Annotated in this window: 26 protein-coding genes and 1 tRNA gene; 20 read left to right on the top strand and 7 right to left on the bottom strand. The window is 29.0% G+C overall.

Translation table 11 applies throughout. The features are described 5' to 3' along the window. Position 1: 1 nt before the first annotated feature. From MARPI_RS02910 to MARPI_RS02925, 3 genes are all read left to right on the top strand, one after another. Positions 2-961: an ATP-binding cassette domain-containing protein gene (locus MARPI_RS02910; protein ID WP_014296105.1), complete on the top strand. Its 960-nt coding sequence runs from the start codon at positions 2-4 to the stop codon at positions 959-961. Continuing rightward, on the top strand, positions 948-1,235 hold the full coding sequence (locus MARPI_RS02915; protein ID WP_014296106.1) for a hypothetical protein: 288 nt from the start codon (positions 948-950) through the stop codon (positions 1,233-1,235). Before MARPI_RS02910 ends, MARPI_RS02915 begins: the two co-directional genes overlap by 14 nt. Before the next feature lie 282 nt (positions 1,236-1,517). Continuing rightward, positions 1,518-2,324 (top strand): ABC transporter permease, encoded by an 807-nt coding sequence (locus MARPI_RS02925; protein WP_014296107.1) that lies wholly within the window; start codon positions 1,518-1,520, stop codon positions 2,322-2,324. A gap of 128 nt (positions 2,325-2,452) precedes the next feature. Here MARPI_RS02925 and MARPI_RS02930 read toward each other — a convergent pair whose 3' ends face one another. The 7 genes from MARPI_RS02930 to MARPI_RS10630 all read right to left on the bottom strand — a co-directional run bounded on the left by MARPI_RS02930 (position 2,453) and on the right by MARPI_RS10630 (position 8,742). Beyond that, positions 2,453-3,133 carry a YjjG family noncanonical pyrimidine nucleotidase gene (locus tag MARPI_RS02930; protein ID WP_014296108.1) on the bottom strand — a complete coding sequence of 227 codons (681 nt, stop codon included), beginning with the start codon at positions 3,131-3,133 and terminating at the stop codon, positions 2,453-2,455. 1 nt (position 3,134) lies between these two features. Further along, a complete protein-coding gene (locus MARPI_RS02935) occupies positions 3,135-3,731 on the bottom strand; it encodes a class I SAM-dependent methyltransferase (protein WP_014296109.1) in 597 nt (198 codons plus the stop codon). A gap of 18 nt (positions 3,732-3,749) precedes the next feature. Then, positions 3,750-4,880 carry a 1-deoxy-D-xylulose-5-phosphate reductoisomerase gene (gene dxr, locus MARPI_RS02940; protein ID WP_238528149.1) on the bottom strand — a complete coding sequence of 377 codons (1,131 nt, stop codon included), beginning with the start codon at positions 4,878-4,880 and terminating at the stop codon, positions 3,750-3,752. Positions 4,881-4,917: 37 nt separating this feature from the next. Beyond that, positions 4,918-5,688: a DUF3919 family protein gene (locus tag MARPI_RS02945; protein ID WP_014296111.1), complete on the bottom strand. Its 771-nt coding sequence runs from the start codon at positions 5,686-5,688 to the stop codon at positions 4,918-4,920. Continuing rightward, the gene (locus MARPI_RS02950; RefSeq protein WP_050899150.1) at positions 5,681-7,117 is read right to left on the bottom strand and encodes a sensor histidine kinase; all 1,437 of its coding nucleotides are present in this window, start codon (positions 7,115-7,117) and stop codon (positions 5,681-5,683) included. Before MARPI_RS02950 ends, MARPI_RS02945 begins: the two co-directional genes overlap by 8 nt. Beyond that, complete coding sequence (locus MARPI_RS02955; RefSeq protein WP_014296113.1) at positions 7,095-7,787, bottom strand: response regulator transcription factor; 693 nt, start codon at positions 7,785-7,787, stop codon at positions 7,095-7,097. Before MARPI_RS02955 ends, MARPI_RS02950 begins: the two co-directional genes overlap by 23 nt. A gap of 64 nt (positions 7,788-7,851) precedes the next feature. Further along, positions 7,852-8,742 carry an HD-GYP domain-containing protein gene (locus tag MARPI_RS10630; protein WP_014296114.1) on the bottom strand — a complete coding sequence of 297 codons (891 nt, stop codon included), beginning with the start codon at positions 8,740-8,742 and terminating at the stop codon, positions 7,852-7,854. A 121-nt stretch (positions 8,743-8,863) separates the two neighbouring features. Here MARPI_RS10630 and MARPI_RS02965 point away from each other — a divergent pair. The 17 genes from MARPI_RS02965 to MARPI_RS03045 all read left to right on the top strand — a co-directional run bounded on the left by MARPI_RS02965 (position 8,864) and on the right by MARPI_RS03045 (position 24,099). Beyond that, positions 8,864-8,938: transfer RNA gene (locus MARPI_RS02965), tRNA-Thr, on the top strand. Between the two features lie 119 nt (positions 8,939-9,057). Next, positions 9,058-10,008: a tRNA lysidine(34) synthetase TilS gene (gene tilS, locus MARPI_RS02970; RefSeq protein ID WP_014296115.1), complete on the top strand. Its 951-nt coding sequence runs from the start codon at positions 9,058-9,060 to the stop codon at positions 10,006-10,008. Further along, complete coding sequence (gene ftsH, locus MARPI_RS02975; protein ID WP_014296116.1) at positions 9,995-11,902, top strand: ATP-dependent zinc metalloprotease FtsH; 1,908 nt, start codon at positions 9,995-9,997, stop codon at positions 11,900-11,902. Before tilS ends, ftsH begins: the two co-directional genes overlap by 14 nt. Beyond that, a complete protein-coding gene (locus MARPI_RS02980) occupies positions 11,877-12,299 on the top strand; it encodes a thioesterase family protein (protein WP_014296117.1) in 423 nt (140 codons plus the stop codon). Before ftsH ends, MARPI_RS02980 begins: the two co-directional genes overlap by 26 nt. Positions 12,300-12,329: 30 nt before the next feature. Next, on the top strand, positions 12,330-13,058 hold the full coding sequence (locus MARPI_RS02985; protein WP_014296118.1) for a response regulator transcription factor: 729 nt from the start codon (positions 12,330-12,332) through the stop codon (positions 13,056-13,058). Between the two features lie 59 nt (positions 13,059-13,117). Continuing rightward, positions 13,118-14,413 carry a sensor histidine kinase gene (locus tag MARPI_RS02990; RefSeq protein ID WP_041638465.1) on the top strand — a complete coding sequence of 432 codons (1,296 nt, stop codon included), beginning with the start codon at positions 13,118-13,120 and terminating at the stop codon, positions 14,411-14,413. After that, positions 14,388-15,707, top strand: a complete 1,320-nt coding sequence (locus MARPI_RS02995) for a pyrimidine-nucleoside phosphorylase (protein WP_014296120.1) — start codon at positions 14,388-14,390, stop codon at positions 15,705-15,707. Before MARPI_RS02990 ends, MARPI_RS02995 begins: the two co-directional genes overlap by 26 nt. After that, positions 15,707-17,569, top strand: a complete 1,863-nt coding sequence (locus MARPI_RS03000; protein WP_014296121.1) for a phosphodiester glycosidase family protein — start codon at positions 15,707-15,709, stop codon at positions 17,567-17,569. Before MARPI_RS02995 ends, MARPI_RS03000 begins: the two co-directional genes overlap by 1 nt. A 27-nt stretch (positions 17,570-17,596) precedes the next feature. Further along, on the top strand, positions 17,597-19,678 hold the full coding sequence (gene fusA, locus MARPI_RS03005) for an elongation factor G (RefSeq protein WP_014296122.1): 2,082 nt from the start codon (positions 17,597-17,599) through the stop codon (positions 19,676-19,678). Positions 19,679-19,911: 233 nt separating this feature from the next. After that, positions 19,912-20,223, top strand: a complete 312-nt coding sequence (locus MARPI_RS03010; protein WP_014296123.1) for an ArsR/SmtB family transcription factor — start codon at positions 19,912-19,914, stop codon at positions 20,221-20,223. A gap of 79 nt (positions 20,224-20,302) precedes the next feature. Then, entirely contained in the window at positions 20,303-20,788 is a 486-nt protein-coding gene (locus MARPI_RS03015; protein ID WP_014296124.1) for a Na+/H+ antiporter subunit E, read from the top strand. Further along, complete coding sequence (locus tag MARPI_RS03020; RefSeq protein WP_014296125.1) at positions 20,785-21,033, top strand: cation:proton antiporter; 249 nt, start codon at positions 20,785-20,787, stop codon at positions 21,031-21,033. The genes MARPI_RS03015 and MARPI_RS03020 overlap by 4 nt, the downstream gene beginning before the upstream one ends. Further along, positions 21,030-21,374 carry a monovalent cation/H(+) antiporter subunit G gene (gene mnhG, locus MARPI_RS03025; RefSeq protein ID WP_014296126.1) on the top strand — a complete coding sequence of 115 codons (345 nt, stop codon included), beginning with the start codon at positions 21,030-21,032 and terminating at the stop codon, positions 21,372-21,374. The genes MARPI_RS03020 and mnhG overlap by 4 nt, the downstream gene beginning before the upstream one ends. After that, the gene (locus MARPI_RS03030; RefSeq protein WP_014296127.1) at positions 21,361-21,606 is read left to right on the top strand and encodes a Na(+)/H(+) antiporter subunit B; all 246 of its coding nucleotides are present in this window, start codon (positions 21,361-21,363) and stop codon (positions 21,604-21,606) included. Before mnhG ends, MARPI_RS03030 begins: the two co-directional genes overlap by 14 nt. Next, positions 21,606-22,361, top strand: coding sequence for a Na(+)/H(+) antiporter subunit B (locus MARPI_RS03035; RefSeq protein WP_041638790.1), 756 nt, complete (start codon positions 21,606-21,608; stop codon positions 22,359-22,361). Before MARPI_RS03030 ends, MARPI_RS03035 begins: the two co-directional genes overlap by 1 nt. After that, positions 22,362-22,706, top strand: a complete 345-nt coding sequence (locus tag MARPI_RS03040) for a sodium:proton antiporter (RefSeq protein ID WP_014296129.1) — start codon at positions 22,362-22,364, stop codon at positions 22,704-22,706. Beyond that, positions 22,699-24,099, top strand: a complete 1,401-nt coding sequence (locus MARPI_RS03045; RefSeq protein ID WP_014296130.1) for a complex I subunit 5 family protein — start codon at positions 22,699-22,701, stop codon at positions 24,097-24,099. Before MARPI_RS03040 ends, MARPI_RS03045 begins: the two co-directional genes overlap by 8 nt. The last annotated feature ends 1 nt before the right edge of the window (position 24,100 follow it).

Consider the following 24,100-nt stretch of genomic DNA (forward strand, 5'->3'; position numbering starts at 1 on the left):
AATGATAAAATTTGAAAATGTTGTAAAAGAATATAAGTTAAAAAAAGATAAGGCGGTAACAGCACTTAAAGGAATTTCATTTGAAATAGAAAAGGGAGATATCTGTTTTTATCTCGGGCCAAATGGAGCTGGGAAATCAACAACAATAAAATTATTGCTTGGAATATTAAAACCAGATGATGGAAAAATATTAATAAACAATAATGAATTAAAGAAAAAATATAAAAAAGAATATTTGAAAAGAATCGGAATAAGTATAGGTAACAAGTCCCATTTAATATGGGACATTCCAGTTATAGAATCGCTTAAATTGGTGGGGAAATTATATAAAGTCCCTGAAAAAGTATCAGATGAACGGATAAAATATATGGCCGAAAAGTTAAATATCACACATGTACTGAATAAACCTGCAAAGTTTTTATCTCTTGGTGAGAGAGTAAAATCTGATATGATATGTGCTTTAATTCATGAACCTGAAATTGTATATCTTGATGAGCCAACAATAGGGGTTGATATATTATCAAAAGAGATAATATTCGAATTTATAAAGGAACATAATGAGAAAAATAAAACCACATTCTTTATAACCACGCATGATATAAGCTGGGTGGAAAAGGTAAATACAAAATTAATTTTAATAGATAAAGGAAAGAAAATATATTCAGGTGAGGTTGAAAAATTAAAACAAAATTATAAAATACCGGAATCATTTATGATTGAATTTGATAAGAAGATTGATATAAATAACTTTTTAGATTTTAAAGATAAATTCCTTGAGTTTAAAACAAGCGATAATAAAATATCTTTTGTATCAAATAATCATAATGTCCATATTGAATTTATAAATTATTGCTTTAAGAATTATAATGTGGTGAGAATAAATGAAATGACAAATAAAAAACTTGAAGATATAATAATTTCAATCACAAAAAAGGAAAGTGAAAAATATGGCCAATTTTAATTATTATTTTGAAAATTTCAAAATAGAATTAAAGCGATATTTTTTATATACACAGGAATATATAATGATGCTGATAATGAATGTAACAATGGTCTTTATTCAGTACGCTTTGTTTTCCAATCTTTTTTATGCTAAAAAACAAGTAATAAACGGATTTACAAAAGAAAATCTTTTACAATACTTTATTATAAATTTTCTGATTTCACAATTGACCTTTACAGAAGTACATGCCTCAATTAAAAATGATTATTATAATGGAAAAATGGTATTATAAGTTTTTCAAATACTTATGGCCTTATGGTAAAGCATATATATACAATGATATATTCAATATTCTCCGGTTTTTTAATACCGTTAAATTTCTTTCCTTTATGGTTGCAAAAAATAGCCAGTATTTTACCATTTAGATATATGGCATATGAACCAATAATACTTTTTATATCTTTTAATAAAAATATATTTTTCAGGATTATAGGAATTCAAATATTCTGGATAGTAATCTTATATATTATTGTAAAGTGGATACATAATCATATAGGAGAGAGGTTGTATATAAATGGATAGCGAAATAAGATATTATACAACAATATTTATGGAATATATAAAAATAAAATTTAGGAAGTTAAAAAGAGCTAAAAATATGGTATATATATCTTCCCTGCAAACGCTTGTATTTCAATTAATGAATTTAATTTTGATATTTACTGTATATAAAAACGATATAATCATTAATGGCTGGAGTCAGTATGAATTATTGTTTTTGTTTTCTTATACCAGTATAATACTGGATATATATTATATATTCAGCGGTGGATTATTCACATTGCCATATATGTATATTCATCGCGGAAAATTTGATAAATTACTTGCATATCCATTTAATACATTAAGCCTTTTAATATTTGAAAATATATCTCTCTATAGATTAATTCCATTAATTTTCAATATAGCGCTTACAATAATATTTGGGATAATGATACATGTAAAATTAAATATATTATCTTTATTTTTAATGTTTTGGAATATAATAACAGGATTTTTAATACTTTTTGGATTGACAATAATTCTAACTTCATTTAGTTTTGTGATGAAAACAAGGCAATCACCAGCATCATTTTTAACGCTTATAACAGGATTTGCAAAATATCCATTAAGTTTTTTCGATAAATTTATCCAGGTAATACTAACCTATTTTATTCCATATGCTTATATATCCTATTTACCAATTTCTTTCATACTGAATAAAAATGTGAAAATAAATTATTTATGTATTTCAACACTACTGGCTATAATTTTATTTTTAACAGGAATAATATTATTTCAAATCTTTACTGAAAAATACAGGTCAGTAGGTTCAAACTAGTGTCTCAGCATAGTTCTATATATTATTGATGCAGGTGTGTCAAATATTAAAAAAATAAATCCTGATGAAATTTGCGAGAGTGTTGGATATTATTATAAAAAATCCTGCACTTCTATGTGCAGGATTTTTTATAATAACTCCCTTAATATTTCTTCATAATTTCTTACTCTTTTGCATTGTAAATCCTGATGAATATCTTCTGGATCATATAGTATAAAATCCATTCCGGCGTTTTTGGCTCCCAGATAATCAGAATCAGGATTATCACCAATATATATTGATTTTTCAATTGGAACACCAGAAATTTCTGCAGCTTTATAAAAAATAATGGGGTCAGGTTTTGGTTTTCCAGCTTTTTCAGAAGTTAAGACAAATTCAAAAAAACGATCTAATTTTAAAATTTTGCTTCTTCCCTGTTGAACCTTTTCAACACCATTTGTAATTGCTGCCATTCTTTGTCCCATTTCTCTTAACTTAAATAGAAATTCCTCAGCTCCATCAAAGAAAAAACCGGCTTTTGAAAGGTTTTCAAGATATAAATTAGAAATTTTTTGAAAATCCACATCTTTATTTATGCCCGCTTCTTTAAAAAATTCTTTAAATCTTTCTACTATAATCACTTCTTTAGGATATTTCCCTTCAGAAAATAATTTCCACCATTTTTCATTTATAGGTACATATATTTCTATAAATTCTTCTTTAGGTTCAACATTTAAAGATTTTAACACTTCAAATAATGCGTATCTTTCAGATTTTGGAAAATCCAATAACGTATGATCTAAATCAAAATATACTATTTCATATTTCATTTTAAAACTCCTTCCTTACAATAAAATAATAAAAAGAACCTTTAAGATATCCATATTCCTTTATTTGAAATTCAGCATGCTTAATATAGTCAAGAGGTTTTCTAACCATCGAAGAACCTGCAAGCGGATAGGTAATAAGCGTTGTAAGATATAACATAAAATCCTTTAAAATATTTCCTGTTAATCCATGTTCAACAAATATCCCGGTTCCACCGTTTTTCAAAACTCGTTTAACCTCCAACATAGAATTAAATGGATTTTTTACCGAACAAAATACGTCTATAGATAATATAGTATCAAATGTCTCATCTTCAAAAGGCATATTTTCAACAGATGTGTTTATAAATTTCAGATCCAGATCTTTTCTATCTAAAGACTTTTGTTTTGCAATTTCCAGCATTTTAACACTTTTATCTATTAAAACAACTTTTGAATTTTCAGGATAATATTTTATATTATTCCCGGTTCCAACTGCAAGATCGAGTGTATATCCTTTTATCATCGGTACAAATCTTTGTCTGAACATATCCAATGTATTTCTTTCAAGGCTTCTTAAAAATGTATCATAATGTTTTGAAATAAAATCATATCGGGTCATTTAAATCCCCTCCACAAATTAAGAAAATATTTTTTCAGCGTATATCCTAACTTCTCTATCAAGATTAATAATATCCTCAAAGTCATTTAAAACTATATTTTGCTTTTCAAAATAATCAACACTGTTCTTTACAATTTTATAGATGTCTGTATATTTAATCTTTCTTTCGAGAAATAATTTAACTGCAATTTCATCGGCTGCATTAAAAGTTATCTGAAGCTTTTGATTCCCTAAAATTTCAAAAGCAAGTTTTAATGCCGGATATCTATTATAATCCACCTTTTCAAACTTTACAGGTTCTAAGGTTATATCTGGCAATTTATATTCAAATATTCTTTTTGGATATGTAATTGAATATGCAATAGGTATTTTCATATCTGGAATACCGTAATGAAATTTCATAACCCCATCTTTATATGCAATTATGCTATGAATGTGACTATTTCTATTTATTACAACATCTATATTCTTTATTCCAAAAAGATAATATGCTTCTATTACTTCTAATCCCTTATTAACCATTGTTGCTGAATCAATTGTAATCCTTTTCCCCATTGACCATACAGGATGATTTAACACATCTTCAACTGTTACGTTCTCTAATTCTTCCAGCGGAACATCCCTTAATGCACCACCTGATGCTGTTATTATTAATTTATATGGAATATCATCACCGTTTTTTAATTGAAAAAGCGCGCTATGTTCACTGTCAACAGGTATTATTTCAGTATTATGCTCTTTTGCATAATTTAAGAGCATATTTCCACCACATACTATTGATTCTTTATTTGCAAGGCCTATTCTTTTTGAAACTTCAATTGCTTTTAATGTATGGCGTATCCCGGCTGCACCACCAGTTGCAACAATAGTAAAATCAGGTTTTGAATTTTTAAGCATTTTCAATGTTGCTCCATTGCCAGAAAATACATTCGTATTTTCAATTTTCTCCGATAGTTCCTTTTTTTCAATTGCAGCATATTTTGGATTCCACTTCTTTATTATTTCAATTAATTTTTTATCGTTTGAACCTGCACTTACTCCAACAATTTCAAAATCAAACCCTTTATTTTTAAGAAATTCCAAAACTTCAAGCGTTTGAGTGCCAATAGAACCAGTAACTCCTGTTATAGCTATTTTCAAGACTATCACCTCTAATTATTTCTTTTTAACATTTTATTATATCATACTATTCTTTACTCCCAAATTCCAATACCTTTAATATGTTTCCTTTTCTGAGATACAAAAATTTGTCCATATAATATACAGCAAAAGTCTCTGCATCAAATATTTCAAAGGTTATAACATCTATATTGTCAAAAATAACTTTTACTTTATATATGGAATTTTTTTTATTTTGAAGAATTTTCCCTATCTTTTCTGAAGAATATATTTGAAGCGATGTATTTATTGTATTATATATTTCCATTATTAGCTTCTCATCATTTATTAAAGCACCATTTAATTTATCAAAAAAAATTATTTTAGCCCTATTGTCAAAAAGTAATTTTGAAATATTTGAAATGTTGAATAATTTTTCTTTCAATATCTCCTTAAAGAATTCTATATCTTCATCTGAACCATATATATATTTTCCAATTTTAAGGTCTTTATTAACCAAAAAATCTTTTTTTGAACCATCGAGAAAAAAGATACTTCCAATTATTGTCAAATTAGGATTATTAGAACTTTCTATATATTTATATACAGGAAGTTCTGAAATTCTTCGCCATACATTTAAAATAATCTCCGGCTCTGTAATCTCACATTGAGGCAAATAATCAATCTTAAACGTTATTTTTATTGGTGTTGAAGACATATATTTTTTTAATACTTCATTTGAATCATTTATAAAATAAACTTTATCAAATACTCTATTTAATGAAATAACTCCCCAAAAACCTATAAAAATCGTTATAAATAAAAATATTATTATATATTTTTTTATGGTTTTATTCATTATCTTTGCACCTCTTTTTATCAAGCGGAAACTTTAATACTATTTTTGTTCCGGTATTCGAAGACTCCATTTGAATTTCACCATTATGCTTTGCCATAATCTCTTTTGAAATTGTCAGTCCGAGACCAAAGCTGTTTTTCCCTTTTGACGAAATAAATGGCTGAAAAATTTCTTTTTTTATTTTTTCATCGATACCAATTCCATTATCTGATATTACCAGACAATAATAATTTAACTCTTTATAAGATGAGATAAATATTTCTGTACATTTACTATGTTTAATTGAATTATCCAGAATATTTAATAAAACCTCTTTTATCTTGAGATAATCTATACATAATAATTCTTCTTCAAAATTTTTTATTATTTTAATACCAAACTTTTTAAATCTTGGATTCAATAAAGAGATAACATCATTTATAAGTTCCTCGATTCTTATAAATGAAAATTCAAAATCAAATGAATTTTTGTTTATTTTAGAAAGATATAATACTTCTTCTACCATATCTAAAAGTCTATGTCCTTCTGAAAGGATATAATCTAAGGATTTATTTATATCTTCTTTGTTTTTTAATCTTTTTACTAATTCAGCATGTCCTAATATAGAGGTTATGGGTGTTTTTAATTCATGAGTTACGTTATCTATAAACATTTTTTGTTTTTCTTTTTCTTCTTTCAAAGAATATATATATTTTTCAAGGTTTTCTGCCATTTTATTAAATGAATTAACAAGTGAATTTATTTCATCATTGCTTTTTATATATATTCTTGAGTCAAAATTACCATTTGCTATTTTTTCTGTTTCTAACTTTAATTTTTTTATTGGCCTTACTATACTGTTAGAAAAATAATAATTCAATAATATAACAAAAATTATAGCTATGAAATCAAGAAATATAAGCTTTCTAGCTATAGAATTTATTATTCTAAATTCATTATTCATTGGATATATAAATCTGATAACCCCTATTACCTCATTTTTAAATAATATGGGTGAGGAAAAGAAAAGAATTTTTTCTTTTCCATATTTTTTTATTATATAATTTTTCATATTATTTGATGCATAATGTATATCCTGATAAACAAAATACTTTTTATTTGAAAAAGCAGTATCAAATAACAGTCTTTTTTTGTTATTATACAATTGAACCCGAAGATTGTATTTATTAGAGATATAATCGGCAAGAAATGGCGAGAGTTCTTCAAGTTGAAAATATACATCTTCAAAACTGAAATTTTTTAATGTATCCATTATATATATCTGTGATTCCTGACTATTTTTTATCATTTTTTTTATTACATTATCCAGAATGTTATTCTGAAAAATATTCAGAATAACAAAAAATATAATTAATAATATGGTAAATGTGAGAGAAATATTCAAAAATAATATCTCATTTCTAATGCTATTCTTCATTTGAAATTTCAAATTTATAACCAACTCCATATAAAGATTTTATTAAATATCCACATTTGCCTATCTTCTTTCTTATTCTTTGAACAGTCATATCTACAGCTCTTGTGTCTATAGATGAATCAAACCCCCAGATTTTTTCCAATATAGCATTTCTTGATAAAACTTTGTTTGTATTTTTTACAAGCAAATAGAATAATTCAAATTCTTTCTTTGTAAAATATATTTCCTTTGAATCTATTAATACCTTTCTTTCATCAGGATAAATTAAAATTTTATTCCTCACATTAAGAGCTGTTTTATCATCATTAGAAAATCTTGATTTTTTTATTCTTTTTAATATATTTCTTATTCTTAATATCAATTCTTTGCTGTCAAATGGTTTTGTAATATAATCATCCGCCCCTAATTCCAGACCTAATAATTTATCATTTTGATTATTTTTAGCAGTTAAAATAATAATTGGAATATTATAATCCATATTTTGCAACTTTTTTAAAACCTCAAATCCATCAATATCAGGAAGCATTAAATCCAATATAACAAGATCTGGCATTTCGCTTTTAAACAAATTTATCCCATCTTCTCCTCTTTCTGAGGAAATAACTTCAAAATCTTCTAAAATAAGATTCATTTTAATAAGATCAAGAATGCTTTTTTCATCTTCAATTATAAGTATTTTCATTATATCCCCCCATTTTTTAACAAAAATATCCCCCATCTTTTTGAAAATGGGGGATATTTAATACTTAAATAAATTTTTCTGTCTTAAGAAAATCTTTCATAAAATCTATAAATGATTGTCCAAGATTTGGATCAAACTTCTTTCCAAGATTAAACTCAATATAATTTAAAGCTTCTTCCGGAGATAAAATTCCAAAATGTTCAGAAGTTGCTGTGTGAGTGGCCCAATCAAACCAATCAACAATTCCTATTAAACGTGCATGATATGGAATTTCTTCACCTTTTAGGTGATCTGGAAATCCTGTTCCATTCCAGAACTCATGGTGAGATCTTACTACATCCATGGCATACCAGAGTTCTTTTCTATTTCCTAAAAATACAGAACCTGCTACTGTATGTTCTAAATCCCATTGTTCTAAATCAAAAACCCTTGTTTTTGAAAATAGCATTAATTGTTCAATACCAATTCTTCCTACATCGTGTAACATAGCTACATCATATATTAATTCAATTTCTTCAGGATCTTTTTTCATATATTCCGCCCATTTTTTTGAATAAAATGCTACACGTTGTGTATGACTCATACTTGTCTTTTTATCTTCAACTTCAAGAAGTACTATTAAATTTTTTATAAACTCTGCAACCTCTTTTCTTTTTTCTTCAAGCAAATATAAAAGTTCAAATGGAGCTTCCTCAAATGAATCAGATAACATACTCAATAAGAGAAGTTGAAATGCCTTTTCAGAATTTGGAATTGATTTCGGAAACCTTTCATCATTAATTAACTGTATTTCTTTATCTTTTATCAAAATGTAGGGCATCTCACATTCCATCTGCTTATCGGAAATTCTTATAACCGTATTTTTAGGGGTATCTACATATTCAAATAAAAATTTATTTAAAACCTTTCTACTTAATCCTGTAGGATCGTAGATTTTATGTTTTTCGAATCCCATCTTCATGCCTCCATTCAAAAAAAATGTTATTTCTATATAATTATACCATATTTATGTTTTTTAAGCATAAATACTTGACAAAATCATCTTTAAAATATATAATTATTTCGTCAATATTCTTGCCGGTGTAGCTCAACGGTAGAGCGGCTCATTCGTAATGAGTAGGTTGGGGGTTCGATTCCCTTCACCGGCTCCAGAATCTCCTGTATTAAAACAGGAGATTTTTTTGTTTTTTTCATTATAATAATTCTTTTTTGTATATCATTTTCCTGAGTTAATTTTATGTTATAATTAATTTTGAAATGGAGTGATTTTATGAAAATTGAATTTAAAGTATTAAAATTTATTAGAAAATATAATATGTATTCTCCGGGAGATAGGGTATTATTAGGGGTTTCCGGCGGACGTGATTCAATGGTAATGCTTGATATAATGGATAAATTAAAAGATATTTTGAAAATAGAGATAGGAGTTGCGCACTTTAATCATTCGCTCAGAAAAGAAGCAGATTCTGAAGAAGATTTTGTAAAAAGTGAAGTATTAAAAAGAAAAATTACATTTTATTCTAAAAAAGAAGATGTTAAAAACTATGCAAAAACGCATAAAATTGGCATTGAAGAAGCTGCAAGAACTTTAAGATATAATTATTTTAGGGAAATTTTAAAAAAAGAAAAATATAATAAAATAGCTATAGCTCATTATTCCAGAGATTTAAGCGAAACTGTGGTTTATAGACTGATAAAAGGTACAGGAATATATGGCATTGGAGGATTGCTTCCCATAAACGAAAATGTTACACGCCCGATATTAATTTTAAATTTTGAAAATCTCGAAAAATATGTTACAATTAACAATGTTAACTATGTAATTGATCAGTCGAATTTTGATACAAAATATACCCGAAATAAAATAAGGCATAAAATCCTTCCTTATTTCAAAGAAATAAATGAAGAATACGAAAATGCAATATTTAGATTTGCTGAAATAACATGGGAATACAGGAATTTCGTAGAAAATATCTTTAATTCGCGAGTTGAAATAAAAGAAAACATTTACATTCTTTCTTTAGAAAATGACTTTATTGACAATGAAATTCTAAGGCTTATTTTTTTAAAATTAAACAAGTTACCACCTTCAAAAGAAGAAACAGAAAAATTATTAAAAATGAAATCAAAAGGAAAAAGAAAAATCAACGGATTAATAATAATAAAGAATAAAGATAAGTTAGAGATATCAAAGGAGGTAAATTCTCTTGGCGGAAAATAAGAATAATGATGGAAAAAATTTCAAAAAGCATATAGGAATTATTTCTGTATATTTAGTAATTGGTCTGATTATATTCTTTATTATAAAAGGTATGTCAGTTGATACAACAAATCTTACTATTAGTTACACACAGTTTTTAGATCTCGTTGATAACCATAAAGTTTCAAAGGTAATTGTTGAAGATACAGGTAAAGTAAAAATAAAAACTATTGATGGTCAAAATTATGAACTTTTTGCTCCGGTTGTTTTAAAAGATACTGATTTTATAGATAAGCTTATTCAAAATAAAGTGGAAGTTGATTTCAAACAGGATGTAACTTCTGGATGGATATATGGAATTTTAAGCTATGTAGTTCCATTTGTAATACTAATATTCCTGTGGATGATAATGTTAAGACCTCTTACCGGTAGAGGACCACAGGGAATGAACTTTACAAAAAGTCCTGCAAGAAAATATGATCCAGAAAAGGAAAGAGTTACATTTGATGATGTTGCTGGTGTTGACGAAGCAAAAGAAGAATTACAGGATATAGTAAAGTTTTTAAAAAATCCACAATCATTTAACAAACTTGGAGCAAGAATGCCAAAGGGAATTTTGCTTGTTGGACCTCCAGGTACCGGTAAAACTCTTGTAGCAAGAGCAGTAGCTGGTGAAGCAAAGGTACCGTTCTTTTATATAAGTGGTTCCGATTTTGTTGAATTATTTGTTGGTGTTGGTGCTGCAAGAGTTAGGGATTTATTCTCTCAGGCTAAAGCTAATGCTCCAGCAATTATATTTATTGATGAAATAGATGCCGTCGGTCGTCAAAGAGGCGCAGGACTTGGTGGCGGCCACGATGAAAGAGAACAGACACTTAACCAATTACTTGTTGAAATGGACGGTTTTGATCCAAGATCAGGTATAATTATAATGGCTGCTACAAACAGACCGGATATTTTAGATAAGGCATTATTAAGACCTGGAAGATTTGATAAAAAAGTTGTCCTTGATATGCCTGATGTAAAAGGAAGAGCTCAAATATTAAAAATACATATGAGAGGAAAACCTATTTCTCCAGATATTGATGTTGATGTACTTGCAAGAAGAACTCCAGGATTTTCAGGTGCAGATCTTGAAAATCTTATTAATGAAGCGGCATTACTTTCTGCAAGAAAGGGTAAAAAGATTATTGAAATGGAAGAAATGGAAGAGGCTATTGATAGAATAATTGCAGGTCCAGCAAGAAAAAGCAGGGTAATATCTGAAAAAACCAGAAAGATTATTGCCTATCATGAATTAGGTCATGCTATAGTTGGTGCATTATTGCCAAATGCAGATCCAGTCCATAAGGTTACAATAGTTCCAAGAGGTCATCAGGCTTTAGGTTTTACATTGCAATTACCTCTTGAAGATAGATATTTAATGACAAAAGAAGAGATATTGGATAGAATAACAGGTATTTTAGGCGGAAGAGCTGCAGAAGAACTTGTATTTAATCAAATAACAAGCGGAGCAGCAAATGATCTCCAGAAAGCTACAGAATATGCAAGAATTATGGTTTTAAAATTTGGAATGAGTGAAAGACTTGGTCCAGTAGCCTGGGGTGCTGAAGAAGAAGAAGTATTCCTTGGTAAAGAATTAGCAAAAATGAAAAACTACAGTGAAGAAACCGCTAGCGAAATAGACAATGAAGTAAAAAGAATTATTATAGAGTCTTATGAAAAAGCAAAAAAGATTTTATCTGACAATAGAGATAAACTTGATTCTATTGCTGCAATATTGCTTGAAAAGGAAACATTAAGCGGTGAAGAATTAAACGAGTTATTGGGTGTATCAAATTCCAAAAATGAAGATTCACCTATTGAAGATTCCGAGGGGGTGGAAAACGATGGAGGTGATCTGGAAAGAAGTTAAGGAATTAGAGGGGAAAGAATTTAACTACTCTTTTTCCGTTAATGATGAAAGCTTCTTATGGTCTGAAAAAGAAGAGTTTAAAGATTTTCATCTATTATCAACAACAGCATTATTAGAAGAGGTTTTTAGGGCTTCTACAGAAATAGTCAGTCCTTTAATTCCTGAACATGTAATGGTTGTATCCTCGGCTAAAATAAATCATATCGCTCCAACACCATATGGTTTTAAAGTATATATGAAAATAAAGATTGTATATGTAAAGGGAAATAAGATAAAATTCTTTGTAGAAGTTTTTGATGAAATGGAAAAAATTGCAGAAGTAGAATTTAAACGTGTAATAGTCAACAGCAAAGCTTTAAAAAGAAGAACAAACGACAAATCAACAAAATTAATGTAAATTTTCAATATTCGAAGGGAGGAAATTAAAATGGGTAAAAAGGTTATTATGATCATTGAAGATGATCCAGCAATTTCCGAAATGCTGAATTTTAATTTAACAAAGGAAGGTTATGATGTTGTATTAGCTTCAGATGCAGATGAAGCAGTAAAGGTAATAGAAGAAAAGGATGTAGACTTTTTCATAGTTGATATTATGTTACCTGGTTCAATGGATGGATTTGATTTCATAAGAACAATAAAGAGCAATGAAAAATTCAAAAATGCACCTGTTCTTATTTTAAGTGCAAAAGATGATCCAGCTGATAAAGTTGCTGGACTTGAACTTGGAAGTGATGACTACGTAACAAAACCTTTTAACGTAAGAGAATTAATTGCAAGAATTAAATCAATTTTCAGAAGACAACAACAGGCAATGCAAATAAAAGAAGAAGGTCCAAAGAAGATTATTGCAAAGGATCTTGAAATTGATACAGAAAGATATGAAGTTCTTATTAGAGGTAACCCTGTTGAATTAACACCTCTTGAATTTGAATTATTGACCTTCCTCGCTAAAAACGAAGGAAAAGTATTCAGCAGAGATGTATTATTGGATAAATTATGGGGTTATGACTATTTTGGAGACACAAGAACAGTTGACGTACATATAAGAAGATTAAGAACAAAAATCGAAGAAGATCCTTCAAATCCAAAATACATAATTACAGTTAGAGGAAAAGGTTATAAATTCAGAGATCCTGGAAAGGAAAAATTAGACTAATAAAAAACTAAAAGCGGCAGAAGGATTTCTGTCGCTTTTTTGAAATAGGTGATAAAATGGTGACATACTTTTTATTAATATCCATTTTTTTGGTTGTACTATATTATGTTGTAACCGCATATATGTCTTTAAAAAAAGAAACTTCGAAATTAAAATCATCTATATCAAGAGTATTATCTATCAGTGCCAGCGATCCTGCCACTGAATTTTTGGTACATTCTCTTGAAGAAAAGATAAAAGACTTAAATAAAAAAATGGATATAGAAAAAAGAAAAAGAAAAAATATCTATTCTATTTTGAATAATATCTCTGAAGCTATAATGCTCGTCTTTTATAATGAAAGTTCTGATAGATTAATACTTGATTATGCCAACAAAGGAGCTCAAAATCTTTTCATAACTTCTGATTTTTTAGGGAAAACGTTATCAGAAATCCTTGAAGATCATACACTTATAGACTTAATTTTAAAAAGTTATAGAAAAAATGAGAACTTAAAGGAAGAGATCATTATATATAGCCCTAAAAAATCTTTCTTTAATTGCGAGATAAAAAAAGTAACTTTAGATACAGAACATGAACAAAACTATAGAATAGTTATTTTACGAGATATCACGAAAGAAAAGGAACTCGATTTAATGAGAAGAGAATTTCTCACCGTTATGTCACACGAATTAAAAACACCACTTACTGCTATACATGGATATGCAGAAACATTGCTTATGAGCGATGAAAATATGTCTCCACAGGCAATTAGATTTTTGAGAATAATTGAAGATGAATCTTCAAGACTAACAAGATTAATTAATGATTTACAGGATATAAGTCGTCTTGAAAGAAAGGACTATGAATATCATTTCAAAGAATTAAATATTTCCAATTTAATAAAAAAGGTATATATGATATTTGAATCTCTGGTAAAAGATATGGATGTAAAACTTTATCTTGATATAGAAAAGGAATTAATTATTACCGGTGATGAAGACAGGCTTATGCAAGTTGCCTACAATATTCTCGATAATGCTGTGAAATTTACCTATATAAAAGAAAATGGTCCAAAAGAAATATTTATTAGATTGTATTCTGGAAAAGAAGATGAAATAATATTCGAAGTTGAAGATACAGGTATTGGAATTCCAGAAAGAGAAAGGAATAAAATATTTAATCTATTCTATAGAGTTGATAAATCAAGATCAAGACAAATTCCAGGAACCGGTATAGGATTGTATATTGTAAAACAAATACTTGAAAAACATAGAGCATATATTGAAGTAGATAGTGAAGAACAACAGGGTACGTTAATAAAGATTATATTTAAAGGGAGGAGTTTAAATGAGACCAGTAGACATAATTCATAAAAAAAGAAATGGTGGAATTAATACAAAAGAAGAAATAGAATTTATGGTAAATGGATATGTAGATGGAAGCATTCCAGATTATCAGATTTCTGCATGGCTAATGGCAATATATTTTAATGGAATGAATAAGGAAGAAAGATATTATCTTACCATGACCATGAGAAATAGCGGGGATATAATAGACTTATCAGGAATTGAAGGAATTAAAATTGATAAACATTCTACCGGTGGTGTAGGAGATAAAACAACTCTTGCTGTAGGACCGCTTGTAGCTTCTGCTGGATTAAAGGTATCAAAACTTTCAGGAAGAGGGCTTGGTCATACTGGTGGAACTATAGATAAGTTAGAATCCATACCTGGATTTAAAACAGCTATCTCAAAAGATGAATTCTTTAAAATTGCCAATGAAGTAGGAATGGTTGTTGCTGGCCAGACAGGAAATATTGCACCAGCAGATAAAAAATTATATGCATTAAGAGACGTTACAGATACTGTAGATGAAATTTCATTGATTTCTGCAAGTATAATGAGTAAAAAACTTGCTGTAAATTCTGATGGAATTGTTTTAGATGTAAAAACTGGAAGTGGAGCTTTCATGAAAAATCTTGATGATGCCGTTGCTCTTGCAAAATCAATGGTTGAAATTGCTGAACTTAATAATAGAAAAATAGTTGCTGTTGTAACAAATATGGATCAACCACTTGGTGAAATGGTTGGTAATTCCCTTGAAGTATGGGAAGCAATAGAAACATTAAAAGGAAATGGTCCTGAAGATTTCACTGAATTATGTCTTGAACTTGCCGCAAGCATGATTGACCTTGCAGGTATATATGAATATAAAGAAGCAAGAAAAATATTAGAAGAAAACATCAAAAATGGAAAAGCTTTAGAAATTATGAGAAAATGGATAAAAGCTCAAGGTGGAGACGAAAGAGTAGTTGACAATCCAGAAGAAATATTGCCTATTTCAAAAAATATCGTTGAATTCAAAGCAGAAAAATCTGGATATGTATCACATATAGATGCAGAAAAAGTTGGAATTGCTTCAATGGTGTTAGGTGCTGGAAGAAAGAAAAAAGAAGATGAAATAGATTATTCAGTTGGAATAAAGGTTATGAAGAAATTAGGTGCAAAGGTTGAAAAAGGAGATACTATTGCTTTATTATATGTATCAGATAAAAGTAATGTAGAAGAATCGCTTGAATTAATGAAAGAAGCATATGAAATTACAGACAATCCTCCAACAGAACATAAAATGAAATTAATATATGAAAAAATTTCAGGAGGTAAATAATGCCTAAAAAATTGCTTTTTATATTAAGCATTTTATTATTTGCTATTATTTCATATGGAAAAATAATTTATGTTGATTTAACAAAAGAATCTACAGAATTAAATTATATTACATTTTCCAATAACAAATATCTTGAGGTTGAAGAGATTTCCAAAATCTTCAACCTCAAGAAAAGTCCTTCTAAAAACATTATCTATCTCATCAGACATATTGGAAGTAAAATGGATGTTCTTGAACTAAATTTAATAAACGGAACTGTTAGAATCAATTTTAATATTAATGATTCTTTTGCATCTGCAGTGTTAAAAAACAATGATCAATATTATCTTCTTGTTGATGCTTTTGTGAAATTTATGGGATATCAAAAATTCGATTATAATGGAAATACTTATATTTATGCTTCTATTCCTCGAATAATAAAGATAGACTATTCGGTAAATAAAATTATCTTCTCAGTGAGTCATATAGTACATAAAGAAATGGTAATAAAAAATAAAAACGGTATAGTAATAGTTCCAGCTATTAATGAATATTCTGTTCCATCAGATATTAACTTTAAAATGCTGGGAGATAATGTTGTTGAATATGAAATAAAAGATTTTAATAATTATGATATTCAAATTTCAGGAAGAAGTATAATCTTAACTTTAAATCAGAAGAACAATAATTCTCCTGAAAATATTAAAACTGTCAATTCAAGCAATAATGTAGTTGAGAAAAAAAATATCGAAAACAATATCAACGAAAAAACTGAAAATAAAAATGATATTGAAACCAAAGAAAATGATTTAGTAAATAATTCTAACACCATAAATGAAAATAAAAAAGCAAACAATAATAACGCAAGTGAGGAAAAAAACTCTAAAAAATTGCAAATTGATACAAAACTTTTAAAAGTGGAAAATAAAATGATAGACTTAAACGGTCGAATTGTTCCTGTGCATATCGCCACAATTAATCCAAAAGAATTAGAAATAAAGGTTATGTTCAACAATCTTGGAAATCCTGAAGACGCTGAAAAATATTTAAATGAAGAAAATCCATTAGTTGCAATTAATGCTGGATATTTTGATGTTTCAACTCTGGAACCAATAGGAAAAATAATTACAGATGGAAAAATTCAGCACATTTCTTCATATTATAGACCATGCTTTATTGTTGATGAATATGGAGTTCCGTATATAAAAAAGGTAAATATGGAATACACAATATACATAAGAGGTGTCCCATTCTGGATAAAAGCTATAAATACAGCATGGAAAGGGGATGTAAAGCTATATACCAGTGCATATAAAGGAAAAATAAAAGAAAGTGAAGATGATTATTTATTCCTTTTAATAGAAAATGATTATATTGTATATATTGGTAAAAAAAGACCCATAAATAATCAAAAATTATTATTAATTGAAAGAAAATACCTGAAGTACATAAAAGATGTCGCAGAAGGAGATGAAGTAATATTTGATATAGATATAAATCAAAATATTGCTATAAAAGAGTTAATTGAAAGCGGACCGTTACTTAAAAGTAATGATATAATGCCAGAAGCGATGAAAGAAGAGAAATTAGCCTATTCATGGAGCATTATTAACCGAAAAACACCTCGAACGATAGTTGCAATTAATAACGATGATATGGTATTATTTATTGTAGTAGATGGATACATGGAATCAAATCCTGGAATAAATTATGACGAAGCAATATTGCTCCTTGAAAAAATAGGAAATATAAAACAGGCTATGATGCTTGATGGGGGAAGTTCTTCTATATTCTATTACAACGGGTCCATCTTAAATTATCGATCAGAAAACTGGAGAAGTAAAATACCTGCTTTTTTAGGGGTATTTAAAAAAGATAGATAAAGATTACTACAGTGGGGGTGCATTGATATGGGAATGATCAAGTCAGATAAAAAAAGGATAGTGGGGTTATTTGGACATCATGGATGTGGAAAAACCACATTAATGGATGCCATATTAAAAAACTTTGATAGCGCAGATAGGATTGGACAGCGCTATTTAGACATTGAAGAAGTAGAAAAAGACAAAGGTTCAACATTTTCAAATCATATTGTGTCAGTAGATTATAAAGATTCAAGATTTTATTTCTTTGATACTCCAGGAATGGCAGATTTTCTCGGAGACATTGATGTTGCAGTAAATGCTGTTGACAACGTTGTTCTTGTTGTAAATGCTTCATCAGGTGTTGAAGTTACAACAGAAAGAATATGGAAAATTGCAAGGGAAAATAAAAAGCCAATCTTTATTTTAATAAACCAGATGGATAAAGAAGGCGTAAATTTTGGTAATGTAGTTTCTGAATTAAAGGAATTATTTGAAGATGGTGTAAAGGTTGTTCCTTTACAGGTTCCAATTGGCGAAGGACCTGAATTTAAAGGACTTGTAAATCTTTTAACACATGAAGCATTTGTTTATGAAACCGATCAAAGTGGAAAAGATAAAAAATTAGATGAAATACCAGCCGAAGCAAAAGAATATTATGAAGCATATCATCAGGAATTAATGGAAGATGTTGTTGAAACAAATGAAGCATTAATGGAAAAATATTTAGAAGAGGGAGAAGAAGCTTTAAATCCTGAAAATGTTTTTAAAGCTTTACACGTAGCATTTGAAGATGATGAAGTTGTACCAATAGTTGTTGCTTCAGCAGAAAAGAATATTGGTTTAGATAGATTTATGGAAATGATTTATCTTGTTGGTATGCATCCAGATGAAAGAACATTTAATGCAAAATATGAAGATAAAGAATTGGTAATAGAAGGAAAAGAAGATGAGCCATTTGTAGGTCTTGTTGTAAAAAATGCCGTTGATCCATTTGTGGGAAAACTTACATACATTAGAATACTTGCTGGAACGGTAAAATCAGGTGATTCATTTGTTGAAGTTCAGGAAGATTCCAATGAAAAAGTATCTCATATATATATACCTCGATTTGATAAAAATGAAGAAGTATCAGAAGCTGGAGTTGGTGATATAATCGTTGTTCCAAAACTTAAAAAGAGTAAAATCAATGATACTGTAGCTCATAATTCCAGACAGGTAAAAGTTGATGTACCTGAATTCCCTGAACCAATGATTTCTAAATCAGTAAAACCAACTTCCAAAAATGAAATTGACAAAGTTAATAATGCACTTTCCAAATTACAGGAATCAGATCCTACATTCTCATGGGAATTTGATCCAGAAACAGGTGAAACAATTGTTTCTGGTCTTGGAACTACACATCTTGAAATTATGATAGAAAGATTAAAGAAAACATTTAAGGTAAATGTAGAAGTTGGAAAACCTAAGATTGCTTACAGAGAAACAATTAGAAGAAAGGTTAAAGCAGAATATAAACATAAAAAGCAAACTGGTGGTCATGGGCAATACGGTCACGTAAAAATTGAATTAGAACCACTTCCAAGAGGAGAAGGATATGAATTTGTTGATAAAATCGTTGGTGGTGTAATTCCAAAGAACTTTATTCCTTCAGTAGATAAAGGAATAAAAGAAGCTATGAAAAAAGGTGTTGTTGCTGAATATCCAGTTGTTGATATTAAGGTTACACTATATGACGGTTCTTATCATGAAGTTGACTCATCAGATATAGCATTCCAGATTGCAGCAAGACAGGCATTTAAAGATGGTATGAAGAATGCAAATCCTGTTATTCTTGAGCCAGTAATGAAAGTTGAAATTTACACACCAACAGAATATACCGGTGATGTAATGGGTGAAATCTCCTCAAAACGCGGAAGGCCAATGGGAATGCAATCATTAGGTAGAGGAACTGATAAAATTGAAGCAGAAATTCCTCTTGCAGAAATGCTTGATTTCTCGCCAAGATTAAGCTCAATTACAAGTGGAAAAGGATACTTTACAATGAAATTTTCAACTTATCAGGAAGTAACACCTGATATACAACAAAAAATAATTCAGGAAAGAGAAAGAGAGAAAGAAAATCAGTAATTATGATATAACTGGTCTTAGATTAAATACCTGTAAAAATATGATTAAAGAGCGCATTTTGCGCTCTTTTTTTATTTTTTAGCATTTCTTATGAATATAGCAGATTAAAATGTATTATAGGTAATTATAGATAATAACAGTTTAAAATCATAGTTTTAATATCTGGTGTTTTTGTAATATAATAATATTAGAATTTTCTAATATTCTTTTATTTTCTATAAGGGGATGATATTTTGGATGAATGCAAATTAATATCAAACGTTTTCAAAAGTCTCGCACATCCTATTCGTTTAAGAATCGTAAAATTATTAAGTGAAAAAGAACTATCTGTATATGAAATTGTTGAAAGGTTAGGAACAAGTCAATCAAGTATCTCACAACATCTTAAAATCCTTGAAGAAAACGGTATCATTGTAAAAAAGAAACGAGGAAATTCTGTATATTGTATTCTAAAATATCAATGTGTACTGGAACTTTTATCCCACGGAAAAAGAATAATTTCACAAGAATTGAATGAAGCTCATGATATCATAAAGAATTCCTGATTGCTTTTTGTGAAATAAAAAGTGGTTTTATCAAAAATAAAGATATTTTTCACAAATTTTTCCTAAAGGAGGGAGTACATTGAAAAAATTTATTTCCACATTTTTGACCCTATGGGTTATCTGGATTGCTCTAACAAATTTCAGCACTCCAGAATTACTTACAGGGCTAGTTGTATCTTTAGTTTTAGCTGGAATTATAGCTAAAACTGTAGATTATGAATTTGGTTTTTCTGTAATTCCAAAGGTTTTAAAGTTTGTTTTCATCTATGTTCCTGTGTTTATTGTTGAAATGGTAAAGGCGAATTTCAACGTTGCAGCAAGGGTTTTAAATCCAGCATTACCATTAAACCCTGGATTTGTTAAGGTTCCAACAAAATTAAAAGGAAACGTTGGAAAATTAACTCTTGCAAATTCCATTACATTAACTCCAGGTACATTATCTATTGATGCTGATGACGATTATATTTACATCCACTGGATTGATGTAAAAGGTGAAACTCCCGAAGAATATCAGAAGTATGTTTCTGGAAAATTTGAAAAGATTTTGGGAGGGATTTATGAATGAATACATTAATAGGCTTATTAATCGCAATTGGAGCTTTTTTCTCTATTATCAGATTAATTCAAGGTCCAACGACACCTGATAGAGTTGTTGCTATCGACACTTTAAACGTTATTATCACAGGATCAATAGTTTTCCTTGCTTTCTTATTCAAAAGTGAGTTATATCTTGATATTGCATTAGTTTATGGAGCATTATCATTCCTTGAAACAGTGGTAATTGCTCGTTATTTGGAGGGGAAAAAATGAGTGCTATAGGATATATATTAATGATAATAGGTGCGCTCTTTTATGTTTTAGGTGGTTTGGGTTTATACAGAATGCCTGATGTTTACAATAGACTTCAGGCAGCAACAAAAGCTACAACTCTTGGAACATTTTCATTGGTTTTAGGTGTAGGTATAGCTCAACCAGCATGGTTTATTAAAACTTTGTTAATTGTTGTATTTCTTACAATTACCAACCCTGTTGGAAGTTCTGTATTAGCTAAGGCTTCATATATTTACGGCGCAAAACCTTTTAAATTAGTAAAAAATGAGTTAGACGAACTCTACAACAAAAGTAGAGGTGATGAAAATGCAGATAATTGAGTTATTAGTAGGTATTACATTAATAGTATTCGCAATATTGGCAATTGAATCAAAAAAGATTATTACTTCAGTTATTTATTTATCAATATTAAGTATGCTTTCTGTTGTTTCATTTATCTTTATGAAGGCTCCTGATGTTGCAATTACAGAAGCAGTAATTGGTTCAGGTCTTGTAACCGCTGTATTTATCTTTACACTCTTTTCCATGAAAAAGGCTGGTGATAAAGAATGATGAAAAGAGTTATTGCAGGTTTAATTGTAATAGTTTTAGGAATATTTATCTTCACAAGCCTTTATGCTCCAAAAAGCAGTGAAGGAAAATTCTTTCCAGAATTTGGAAAGGCAAATTTAAGTGAAAGGGTTTCAGACAAATTTGTAAAAAAGAATGTAACCGGTGATAACGGTGAAGTTGTTTATAAAGAAACAAAAGACCCAGAAAGTGGTTCAGCAAATATGGTTACTTCTATTGTCGTAAATTACAGGTCTTTTGATACTTTAGGAGAAGTTACTGTATTATTTGTTTCTGCTCTTGGTGTTGGATTATTATTAAGCGGAAAATCAAGAATGAAATTTAAAACACCGCCTAATTTCATTTTAAAATCTGCAGTTAGGGTTATTGCTGGAGTAATATTAATTACAGGTGTTTACATTTTCATTCATGGGCATCTTACCCCTGGTGGAGGTTTTCCTGGCGGTTCTATGATCGCTTCAGCAGTATTATTATTCTATTTATCAGATGATGAATTTAAAACAAAGATGAAATCATTTAAATTATTAGAAGGAACTGCTGGAAGTTTATATCTTATATTCGGTTTATTAGGATTAGCATATGGAGGATACTTCCTTTATAACTTCCTTCCAACAGGAACTGTTGGTGAATTGTTCAGTGCAGGTATTGTTCCAATTATTTACATCTTTGTTGGTTTAAAAGTAGGATCTGAGCTTTCAAACTTGATCTCAGATTTTCTCTCAGAGGAGGGGAAATAAATGATACAATACATATTTATAATTTTAATATTAATTGGTATATATGGTCTTTTAACTCAAAAAAATCTAATAAAGCTTGTTGTAGCTTTAAATGTTTTGGAAGTAGGAGTTAATCTTTTCATAATCTCAGTTGGTTATGTAAATGATGGTGTTGCTCCTATATTATTCAACGGTGTAAAAACAACAAACAGTCTTTTTGTTGATCCATTACCTCAAGCATTGGTACTTACAGCTATTGTTATTGGTGTTGGTGTAACAGCATTGGCATTAACAGTTGTAAGAAAATTATACGCAAAATACGGCACATTAGAATTGGACGAGATGGGGAGTGAAAGCAATGATTAATCCTATCTTATTAATCGCGATACCATTACTATTCGCATTTTTATCTGTAATGTTTAAAACTTTAGATAAAACATTATTAATAATTGCTGTTTTATTTAATGCATTTGCTTCATTTGCTTTACAACAGGGAACTATTATCGTAGGTGGTTGGAAGCCTCCTTTCGGTATTAATCTTGTTGTTGATCAATATGCAGCTTATGGATTGATGATAGTAAATGTTGTATTTGCACTTGCAGTATTAACTTCAATGTCATCAATTAAAAAATATTCAACTGTATTATTGGTTTCATTAACTTCATTAAACGGTTTGCTCATGACAGGTGACTTATTCAATTTATTCGTTTTCCTTGAAATTGCATCAATTTCAGCATATATTCTTTCTACAATGACAAAAAATTACAAAGGAACATTTAATTACATTATCCTCGGTGCATTGGGTTCAAATTTATACCTTTTAGGTATAATTATCCTTTATGCCACTGCAGGAACATTAAATATGGCTGACATGCACGCAAAACTCTCTGGAATAAATAGCGATGTATTATTATTAGCACTTACATTTATCTTTGCTGGTTTTGCAGTAGAATCTAAATTATTACCATTTAACGGTTGGGTAAAAATGGTTTATGGAAACACAAATGACTTAAATGGCGCTATTTTTGCTTCAGCATATGCAACAACGGCAATAATGGTATTTGGTAGATTATTTACACAAATCCTTGTTGTCGATGGAACACTTAAAACAATATTCTTAACAATTGCAGTATTGACATTTGTGTTTGGAGAAATTGCAGCATTTGCTCAAAGAAATGTACGAGGTATTCTTGCATTTTCAAGTGTTGGACAGGCTGGTTTAATTGCAACATTGTTCTTATCAGGTGTAACTGGCGGGGCAATGATGCAGGTTGCTAATAATGCATTAGCAAAATTAATAATGTTTACAATAGCCGGTGCAATGTTTGTATATACTGGAACAGATAATGTAGAAAAATTACAGGGATTATTTAAAAAACATAAATTAATTGGTTTTGGATTTAGTGTTGCAGCATTATCATTGGTAGGATTACCTCTATTCTACGGTTTCTACGTAAAGGTATTTGCTTTATCAACATTATTTACATTAAAAAGTTTCTGGATTCCTGCATTTATCTTATTTGCAAGTTTAATTGAAGGTATTTATTACATCAGAATGTTGGTAAAACTCTGGAATCCTGGTGAAGAAGGAAAAGAATCAAAAGACGAATACACAACAAAATTATCCTTGGAAAACACATTTGCTTATGCACTTTTAGCTGTTGTAGTTGCAGCATTTATCATTTATGTAAGTTTTAATCCTGAATTTATTACTCAAGGCATAAGCAATTACCTTTCCAACATAGCGGGAGGGATGTGAC

Source organism: Marinitoga piezophila KA3 (genome assembly GCF_000255135.1).
Classification (GTDB): domain Bacteria; phylum Thermotogota; class Thermotogae; order Petrotogales; family Petrotogaceae; genus Marinitoga; species Marinitoga piezophila.

What these genes read in the sequence shown, in the direction of transcription:
- MARPI_RS02910 (WP_014296105.1), top strand. Translation starts at nt 2, where the DNA reads ATGATAAAATTTGAAAATGTTGTAAAAGAATATAAGTTAAAAAAAGAT.
- MARPI_RS02915 (WP_014296106.1), top strand. Translation starts at nt 948, where the DNA reads ATGGCCAATTTTAATTATTATTTTGAAAATTTCAAAATAGAATTAAAG.
- MARPI_RS02925 (WP_014296107.1), top strand. Translation starts at nt 1,518, where the DNA reads ATGGATAGCGAAATAAGATATTATACAACAATATTTATGGAATATATA.
- MARPI_RS02930 (WP_014296108.1), bottom strand. Translation starts at nt 3,133, where the DNA reads ATGAAATATGAAATAGTATATTTTGATTTAGATCATACGTTATTGGAT.
- MARPI_RS02935 (WP_014296109.1), bottom strand. Translation starts at nt 3,731, where the DNA reads ATGACCCGATATGATTTTATTTCAAAACATTATGATACATTTTTAAGA.
- MARPI_RS02945 (WP_014296111.1), bottom strand. Translation starts at nt 5,688, where the DNA reads ATGAATAAAACCATAAAAAAATATATAATAATATTTTTATTTATAACG.
- MARPI_RS02955 (WP_014296113.1), bottom strand. Translation starts at nt 7,787, where the DNA reads ATGAAAATACTTATAATTGAAGATGAAAAAAGCATTCTTGATCTTATT.
- MARPI_RS10630 (WP_014296114.1), bottom strand. Translation starts at nt 8,742, where the DNA reads ATGGGATTCGAAAAACATAAAATCTACGATCCTACAGGATTAAGTAGA.
- tilS (WP_014296115.1), top strand. Translation starts at nt 9,058, where the DNA reads ATGAAAATTGAATTTAAAGTATTAAAATTTATTAGAAAATATAATATG.
- MARPI_RS02980 (WP_014296117.1), top strand. Translation starts at nt 11,877, where the DNA reads ATGGAGGTGATCTGGAAAGAAGTTAAGGAATTAGAGGGGAAAGAATTT.
- MARPI_RS02985 (WP_014296118.1), top strand. Translation starts at nt 12,330, where the DNA reads ATGGGTAAAAAGGTTATTATGATCATTGAAGATGATCCAGCAATTTCC.
- MARPI_RS02995 (WP_014296120.1), top strand. Translation starts at nt 14,388, where the DNA reads ATGAGACCAGTAGACATAATTCATAAAAAAAGAAATGGTGGAATTAAT.
- MARPI_RS03000 (WP_014296121.1), top strand. Translation starts at nt 15,707, where the DNA reads ATGCCTAAAAAATTGCTTTTTATATTAAGCATTTTATTATTTGCTATT.
- fusA (WP_014296122.1), top strand. Translation starts at nt 17,597, where the DNA reads ATGGGAATGATCAAGTCAGATAAAAAAAGGATAGTGGGGTTATTTGGA.
- MARPI_RS03020 (WP_014296125.1), top strand. Translation starts at nt 20,785, where the DNA reads ATGAATACATTAATAGGCTTATTAATCGCAATTGGAGCTTTTTTCTCT.
- mnhG (WP_014296126.1), top strand. Translation starts at nt 21,030, where the DNA reads ATGAGTGCTATAGGATATATATTAATGATAATAGGTGCGCTCTTTTAT.
- MARPI_RS03030 (WP_014296127.1), top strand. Translation starts at nt 21,361, where the DNA reads ATGCAGATAATTGAGTTATTAGTAGGTATTACATTAATAGTATTCGCA.
- MARPI_RS03035 (WP_041638790.1), top strand. Translation starts at nt 21,606, where the DNA reads ATGAAAAGAGTTATTGCAGGTTTAATTGTAATAGTTTTAGGAATATTT.
- MARPI_RS03040 (WP_014296129.1), top strand. Translation starts at nt 22,362, where the DNA reads ATGATACAATACATATTTATAATTTTAATATTAATTGGTATATATGGT.
- MARPI_RS03045 (WP_014296130.1), top strand. Translation starts at nt 22,699, where the DNA reads ATGATTAATCCTATCTTATTAATCGCGATACCATTACTATTCGCATTT.